General features: G+C 60.4%; 11 protein-coding genes. 6 read left to right on the top strand and 5 right to left on the bottom strand.

Annotation, left to right across the window (positions count from 1 at the left end):
- The 3 genes from AC1DYD_RS40890 to AC1DYD_RS40880 form a co-directional block, all read right to left on the bottom strand.
- Window positions 1-379, bottom strand: a 379-nt coding sequence (locus AC1DYD_RS40890) for a helix-turn-helix domain-containing protein (protein ID WP_478178417.1), incomplete at its 3' end; no start/stop codon positions are given.
- 539 nt (window positions 380-918) lie between these two features.
- Window positions 919-1,128 (bottom strand): hypothetical protein, encoded by a 210-nt coding sequence (locus AC1DYD_RS40885; RefSeq protein ID WP_478178416.1) that lies wholly within the window; start codon window positions 1,126-1,128, stop codon window positions 919-921.
- Window positions 1,129-1,233: 105 nt separating this feature from the next.
- Complete coding sequence (locus tag AC1DYD_RS40880; protein ID WP_478178415.1) at window positions 1,234-1,392, bottom strand: hypothetical protein; 159 nt, start codon at window positions 1,390-1,392, stop codon at window positions 1,234-1,236.
- A gap of 133 nt (window positions 1,393-1,525) precedes the next feature.
- Between AC1DYD_RS40880 and AC1DYD_RS40875 the strand changes: the two genes are divergently transcribed.
- Window positions 1,526-1,747 carry a hypothetical protein gene (locus AC1DYD_RS40875; RefSeq protein WP_478178414.1) on the top strand — a complete coding sequence of 74 codons (222 nt, stop codon included), beginning with the start codon at window positions 1,526-1,528 and terminating at the stop codon, window positions 1,745-1,747.
- A 2-nt stretch (window positions 1,748-1,749) separates the two neighbouring features.
- Entirely contained in the window at window positions 1,750-1,983 is a 234-nt protein-coding gene (locus AC1DYD_RS40870; protein ID WP_478178413.1) for a GDCCVxC domain-containing (seleno)protein, read from the top strand.
- Here AC1DYD_RS40870 and AC1DYD_RS40865 read toward each other — a convergent pair.
- Entirely contained in the window at window positions 1,973-2,119 is a 147-nt protein-coding gene (locus tag AC1DYD_RS40865) for a hypothetical protein (RefSeq protein WP_478178412.1), read from the bottom strand. The genes AC1DYD_RS40870 and AC1DYD_RS40865 overlap by 11 nt on opposite strands.
- A gap of 140 nt (window positions 2,120-2,259) precedes the next feature.
- On the opposite strand from AC1DYD_RS40865, the gene AC1DYD_RS40860 reads away from it, so the two are divergent.
- The 4 genes from AC1DYD_RS40860 to AC1DYD_RS40845 all read left to right on the top strand — a co-directional run bounded on the left by AC1DYD_RS40860 (window position 2,260) and on the right by AC1DYD_RS40845 (window position 6,007).
- Window positions 2,260-3,201: a hypothetical protein gene (locus AC1DYD_RS40860; RefSeq protein WP_478178411.1), complete on the top strand. Its 942-nt coding sequence runs from the start codon at window positions 2,260-2,262 to the stop codon at window positions 3,199-3,201.
- A gap of 346 nt (window positions 3,202-3,547) precedes the next feature.
- Entirely contained in the window at window positions 3,548-3,829 is a 282-nt protein-coding gene (locus tag AC1DYD_RS40855) for a hypothetical protein (RefSeq protein ID WP_478178410.1), read from the top strand.
- Window positions 3,830-5,105: 1,276 nt separating this feature from the next.
- Window positions 5,106-5,261: a hypothetical protein gene (locus AC1DYD_RS40850; protein ID WP_478178409.1), complete on the top strand. Its 156-nt coding sequence runs from the start codon at window positions 5,106-5,108 to the stop codon at window positions 5,259-5,261.
- Window positions 5,258-6,007 carry a hypothetical protein gene (locus AC1DYD_RS40845; RefSeq protein WP_478178408.1) on the top strand — a complete coding sequence of 250 codons (750 nt, stop codon included), beginning with the start codon at window positions 5,258-5,260 and terminating at the stop codon, window positions 6,005-6,007. Before AC1DYD_RS40850 ends, AC1DYD_RS40845 begins: the two co-directional genes overlap by 4 nt.
- A 132-nt stretch (window positions 6,008-6,139) precedes the next feature.
- On the opposite strand, the gene AC1DYD_RS40840 is transcribed toward AC1DYD_RS40845, so the two are convergent.
- Window positions 6,140-6,709, bottom strand: coding sequence for a hypothetical protein (locus AC1DYD_RS40840; RefSeq protein ID WP_478178407.1), 570 nt, complete (start codon window positions 6,707-6,709; stop codon window positions 6,140-6,142).
- Window positions 6,710-7,067 lie beyond the last annotated feature (358 nt).

Raw genomic sequence — 7,067 nt, 5'->3', positions numbered from 1 at the left:
TCGTCGGCCCTACCCCAAGCTGCGCGGCCAGCGTTCGCGTGCTCCAGTGCGTGGCGGCGATGGGCCTGTCATGCAGCGTCTTGTCCACGATGCTCGATTCAAACTCGGGGGTGGTCACGCTGGGGGTGCGCCCGGGGCGCGGCGCATCGTGCATCAGGGCCTCCACCCCGCCTTCCAGGAAGCGCTGGCGCCACAAGGCCACCTGGCGCCGATCCAGATCGACCTCGCAGGCGATGTCCTTGTTCTGCCAGCCCTGAGCGGCCAGCAATACGATCTTGGCCCTTTGCTGCACACGAGCCTCGACACGGCCACGCCGCGCCAAGGCCGTCAACTCTCGTTCGACAACAGCATCCAGTTCGATCCTTGGGGCAATGCGCATGGCTGCGACCTCCGTCAAGGTCGGAGTGTGCCGCATCGAATAAGTTCCACTATTTCGAGCGCACTACACTAGAACACGCCCCAGAGTTTCAAAGTGCAGTTTCCTCGCGGTCGGCGCAGCGGGACAGCCTGTATCTAGCCGCTTGAGCTGATGAAAGAGTTCAGCGCAGTCTGATCGTTTGGCGTCCAACAGAATTTGTTGCCCTCCGGCCGCCGGGCAGTTTGTCGAGCCCGCCGTGAATGACGGTCTCGACGAACGGGTATGCAAACGAGAACGCTAGCGGCCTACTCTCCGAAAATCATCGACCAAAAGTCGTTCAGACTCCGATCGCGAAGGACTTGGGGAGTGGCGTCATGGTTGGCCGATGAGGCACTTGATGAGTTGAGTGTGGCCTTTGGGATCGACAGATCTGCAACCTCTGACCGCTGACTGACTGAAGGCGGCAGCTCGCGAGAAGCGGCCCGGACGCACCCATCAATCGGGCGCGCAAAGCAGAATTGAAATTTCGCGATCTTCGACGTCGAGGCCGATGGCGCCAATCACCAGAACTGCCACCAGGGGCGCCGGGCCATCGACATAGCTTCCAGTGGCGCGGAGATGGTGGTGGCGGCGCGAAAACGGCGCTGGGCCTCCGCTTCCAAAGCGAGGGCTTCGCGAAGTGCGGCTTGGTCACCGTGCGTTGCTTGCAGCCGAAGCGCCTGGCAGCGTCGGAAGGGTTCGTCGTCTGAAAGGTCGGTCGGCTGGTCCATCCAGACATTCTGCTGGGGAATCTTTTGACCTCAGGACTTATGCGCTTTTCGCCTCATCCGCCTGGAGGAGGGAAAAAGTCACCGATGGCCCGTCTTCGCTCGGCCTTACTCCGGTGCGCCCAGTGCCTTCATGTGCGCCACGATCGCCTCGAGCTGCGCCAGGTCGAACACCCCATTCAGGATCGCGGAGCCGGTGTTGAGCACGTCCAACTCCTTGATCGAGCCTTTTCCTTCTACCTTGGGCAGCGGGAATTCCTCAGCCACGCGGACCTCGTGGTTCCTGCGGGCGAGGCGATTCGGGTCTGGTGGCTTGCGAGGTATGCCTTGATAGTAGCCGCGCCGCTCCTTCGGCAAAGCCCGCCTTGCCTCCCTTGGCGGTCAAGCGCACAGTCCCAAGATGAACCGCACCGACGTCATGCTTGCCGTGGTCGAGATGGCCAGGGAAGGGGGTGCGTTGCCTGCGACGGAGGCGATTTCGCACATCGCGGCCTTGATCGACCGCTTGGACAAGGCGAGCGAAAGCTACCAAACCGATCTCGAGGTGCTCCTTAGTATTGGAGCGACGATCTGGACGCAGGAAGTCGAGGCGACCAAGCGGACATACAGCCAAGAAAGATGACGATGACCGCTACCGCCCAGGAGTCGGTGCTGACCTGCCCAGAGTGCGGCCACGCCAAGCGCGAAGTCATGCCGACCGACGCTTGCCAGTTCCTCTATGAGTGCGAGCACTGCAAAGCGGTGCTACGCCCGAAGGCAGGAGACTGCTGTGTGTTCTGCTCGTATGGCTCGATCAAGTGCCCTCCCGTGCAGATGCAGCAGGGATGCTCAAGCTGCAGTGTGGGGCTCAAGCTGTGACTGTTAGATCGTCCATCAGCCCCGGCAGTACCTGCGTCGACCCTCGCTCTGCAGTCTTTGCGCGCAGCTGTTGAGCCAAGGTCGAGGCGACCTTGCTAGCTTCCGCCGTTGCAATCTGCTTGTCGATGTGCTGCACACCATCCGCTCCTGAGGCCCGGCGCTGCGCCCTCAAAGCTGCGGCCGGATGACCAAGTCTAGGCCCCTTAGAACGAAAGTTCCATTTTTCGCTCTCTGATGCGAAACTCTGGCGCATCGCACCAGCCCTGGAGCTGAAGAATGGTCGGTGAACCCCAGCCTTCGGAGCACGCGTTCTCTCGAGGCGAATGCCGCCTGAACCTTTCCGAGTACATCGGGCTGGTGGCTTCATGCCAAGCCGCCTTCGATGCTGCCATGGCCGAGTTGCCTCCGCGGAGCCAAGTCGACCTCTGGAACGCTTTTCACCCGGAGACATTTCTGCCGTCAAGCGGAAAACGAACGCTTTGGGTGCTGCGCCGCGGCATCCTGGATGACCTCGCGCCCCGGGTCGAGAGCATCCTCAACCGTACCTGGCAGCCCGAGCCCACGGACAACGACCAACTTGTCTTCCGCGCGGTGCTCGAGGCGCTCGCGACTGGCCGGGAGCGACTAAGCGAAATCACAGATTTCTGCAACGAGATTCACTCATGGCCTTCTGTACAGGGCGTGGCCGGCTACTTGACTGGAAATTTGGCGGCCGCAGTCCGGGTGGCGACGTCGGATGTCGCGGGTGACTGTCAGCCGCGGCGTGTGCGATTGCCCAGTTGGGCGCTGGTGGGAACATTGCTCGACGCCCTTGGCGCTGCTTCGGGGCGGCTGGATGCGACCTTGGTCGCGTTCGCCGCGGCATTGGCCACCGTCCTCGGGCCGGAAAAAGGGCTGCTGACGGGTGAACACGCGCGCCTCCTGGTGGAGCTCTACCTCGCGACAGACGGGGGCCGGCGGAGCTCGGCGCTGGAACCGGCTCTTCGAGCCAACCTGGAGGGCGCGCAGCGGAGCAGGGCTTTGGGTGACGCGCCCGGTGACAAGTTCCACGAGGTCATGCAGGGACTGCAGCGGCTGCAATTGATTCGGATAGGTGAGGAGCAAGAAATGCGCTGGACCGCGCTAACCTTGGTTCATCTACCGCCTGGCCAAGCTGCGGGAGACCTGACGTCGTCCCCTTTCAATTGGCATTCGCCCCCGGAAGCGGGCGGCCGATAAGCGAGGAAACTGGACTTGGACTTGACCCTGTTGCGCGGACGGGTTGGGACTTGATTCTCAAGTCGGGGTGGATAGGCTGCAACGCAGACTTGGCGCGTCCGGAAGCGGTCATCGATGGGGGGCGGCTTGTGGCCGATTGTTGTCCGACGCGCGGTCAGTGCGCACACGCTCCTTAAACCCGCGATTGCCCGTCTGCGGCCTTGGAGCTTGAGGCACGGAGCCGACTTTCACGTCGGTCCGAAGCGCATGCTATATCGTCTTTCGCGCTTAGCTCGTCTCTTGGCGCGAGAGCCGATCGGAAGAACCGCGTGGCAATATTCGCTTTCGCAAACCCCGCTGCTCCGGCATGAACGACGCCCATTCAATGGCCAGTTCCTTGGTCGCCCACTGGCGACCTAAGCCAATTCTCGAAGTCCATGAGGCGCGGACGATTGAGCATGAGTTCTACAGATTGACGTTTCCTGGCGCCTACCTGGTCGCCGTCACGTTCTACCGCGTCGACGGGCGTCCCGACCTCATGCGGGTGCGCTCGACCAACTGGCGCGTGCAAGACGAGCCGAACGGAATCTTCCGGATTGAGGATTGCCGTGAGTTCTATCGACGACTGAGAAGGGCAGGATTCGAATAGGCACTAGGCAACGAGCCTAACCGCTGCTCTCCGAGGATTGCTACGGAGTTCCCTCGGCCGGTGAGGGCCTACGCCAGCCCAGCCTCCCCGCCGATGGGCGCCAACCATGCTCCGACCTGGACGCTGCCGATGTCGCCCGGCGAGGCGAGGGCGAACCCTGCAACAGCGGCGAAGGTCAGGTTTTGGCCCGACAGCGGGCCTCTATGCGGCGCGCTTCACTGTCGCACGACCAGATCCCGAACGCAAAGCCTCCTGCGAGCGCTGCGGTGGAGTGGCTTCAGCCAACAGGGGGCCTCGGAGCATCCAACCGCCGTCCGTTGAGTTAACCCACAGCCAAGGTGGCGCCAACTTGCCAACCGATGCGCAAAAGCGTGCACTAACTTCACTGCCAAAGCGAATGCAAGTTGCTGCCATAGCGAGTGCAAATCACTGCCAAAGCGCGCGGGTCGCCACACAACTCTGTGGGGGACTGACCGTATTGGCAGTGGGCCATCGGGGTCGGAAAACTGGGAATCCTCAATATTGATAGGCACTTACGGGTGGTTTGGCCATTTGGAGTTTGGGCGTTCCGATTGGCAGAAAATGGGTCGTCCGGGGCCGGAGAACGGCCAGACTGGGCGTAGAACGGGGCGGAACGGGCCTACCGCGCAGCTGACCCGGGGTCCGCGTACATCGGTGGCAACTTGTGTTTGCCCCTGTGAAAACTGCTTCGCCAGAGTACAGGAGCAGGTCGGGAACTCGGACGTTGTGAACTCGGACGTTCATCCGCGTCCGAGTTTGAGAAAATCCAATGCTGTCAATGAGTTAGGTGATCGGGGCTCTCCGATTGGCTGACGTCCGACTTGACCAAGTCGGACGTCCAGTTTCCGAGTTCGGCGGTCAGATGGGCGGACACTGCCATTGACGGCCGGTCGACTTCGCAATGGGTGCGGATGGGATTGGAAGCTGATGGCGGGTCGTACGGCAGACGTCGGGCCAGGGCGCAGCTATTCGCGACTCGGACGCTCACTGCGCCCATCGAGGCGTCCACAATCTCAAGGCCAACGCGTTGCGGCTCGCCCCGTGAACCAAGGTGTCGCACGAGTCCCAGGGCGAGGCAGGACACCCCCTCTTCGTGAACCAAGCGCGCAGACCTACGAACTAAGAAAACTGGACTTAACTTATTGTTTTTAAAGGAAAAAATAAAATACACGGAGACCACGGGCGGCACCGATCTCTAGAAAGATTGGTCAGGAGTATTTACAACTGAGCTTCGGACTACTCGATAAGGGTCGAAATGAAGAACGAAGCTACTGTTATGGCGTTGATTGCCTGGTTGACACAGGATTCGGCGTTGCCGCTCTACCTGATGTTTGTGCTGATTCCTGTGCTCGCGATGCTGCTGGCAGGGTTGGTCATCTATGCTGTTTTCTGGAAAGGCGCCTCCAAGTGATCCGGAACAAATACTGGTGCAAGGTGCCGTCCGAATCGGTGCTTGGGGCGCTGCCTCAAATGCTCTGGCGTCGAACGCGCCAGAGAACGGCCGCCAGCGAGACGGCCGCACTGATGGTCTATGTCGCACTCATCCTTATGTCCGAGGTGGATGAGTGGCCCCTGCCGCAGGTCGCTCAAATCGCAGATGCGACCTATGACGCTCTGCAAAAAGCCACAGGGCTTTCGCGCGCGCTGGTGGCCGCAGGGGTGGTTCGGCTGGTCGAACTGGACTTGATTCGGCCGCAGGGCTCGCATCAGCAGCGACGCTACCTGATCGTCTGGAAGGGTACGACGAGGGGATGGTTCAAACTGCCGAGCATGGCGATCGTTCGCCATCAAGTAATTCTCCCGTTCGCGAATTTCACGCTTCGGTCGAAGCACGAATTGCACGCGATGAAGCTCTATCTCTACCTTGCTGCTCGGCGGCCAAACGGGGAAGAATTCACCCTGGCCTCCTACGAGAACATCAACGATCGCATCGGAGTGCCGGAGAGGGACGTTCGAAAGGCCATCAGTCTACTCATCGGCACCGGCCTGCTTCGCAATGTCAATCGGGAGCGCGACGTCGCTCTGAAAAACTACGGACCAAATCAGTACTACCTCACCGGCAGCGACAGGCTCAAGGGCTATGACGCGGACCGAGTCGCCTCTTCCTTGCCGATCAACGGCGCTACACCGAGTCGGCCAGTGTCTGAATTTCTCTAGGTCGCTCAGCCGTGGTAGCAATGGTGGGACGGAAAGCCACACGCACCTGCCGCAGTGCGCCCGATCTCACAAACATGTGTGGAGCGAAGAGTGGGAGCAGCCCTGCGGGCAGCAATGCTGGGCCATTCATCTTCAACCTCGAACGTACTTCATTCGCAAGCCCATTTTGTATAGCTGTCCAACACGCCACCACCCGCCGTAGCCGGGTCGATCTTCGAACATGCGAATCGCCTTCATCCGTTGAAGTGACTCCCGAATGGACTTCTCTTTGAACTGAGTGCGGGACTGGAGTTGCGCGACGAGTGCTTCGTGCTCAAACGGTGTGCTTAGGCCATCGAACGCCGAGATGAACTTCGCCACTCTCTTCTGATCATCGTCTGAGTTGGATGGATCGGCATCGTCAAGGTATTCGAGCGATAGCAGATGGGAAAGCTCTTGCTTAGTCTCATTGATGAACTCACTCGAAGCCTCGTCGTACGCGCGATTCAGAATACTCGACGCGACCCGCCCGCTGTGGTCGTCAAGGGCTTCACTTGAACGTGCTGCTAGGTCGTCCAACTTTTGCAGAAAGGATAAGTACAGGCGAGGATAAAAGGTCGCTTTGTTCGTATCGTCGCCGCCAGCATCTGAAAAGTAGAGGCGAAGGAACGTTGCAGTCGAAAGGTTGTTCCTTCGAAGCCGCGCAGGGAAGACTCGCAGCATGAGCGCCGTAGCCTCTTGCTCCGGTATGGCGCCGCGCCCCACTTCCTCCTTTCGCTGCTGAATCTCGTCGCAGACCGAGGAAAACTCTTTGCTTATCCAATTGTGTTGGCGCCGGCCGAAAATTGACCCACCTGTGAGGGTTGTGCCGCTTCAAATTTGACCCGGGTGTTCAGCCTACCCTGCTGCTTTTTTAAGCGGTGGGGGTATGAGGAGTGATCACCATGGCCATGATTGGCAAGGTCCTGCGGATGCACCACCGCGAGAAGAAGTCGGTGCGAGAGATCGTGAGGGCGACGAGCCTGTCGCGCAACACGGTGCGCAAGTACCTGCGCACGCCGGTGGCGGTGGCGCAGCCACC

This window comes from Variovorax sp. P4_B11 (assembly GCF_056402355.1).
The sequence above is the reverse complement of the archived record's forward strand: the minus strand, read 5'-3'. Positions and strand labels throughout refer to the sequence as shown.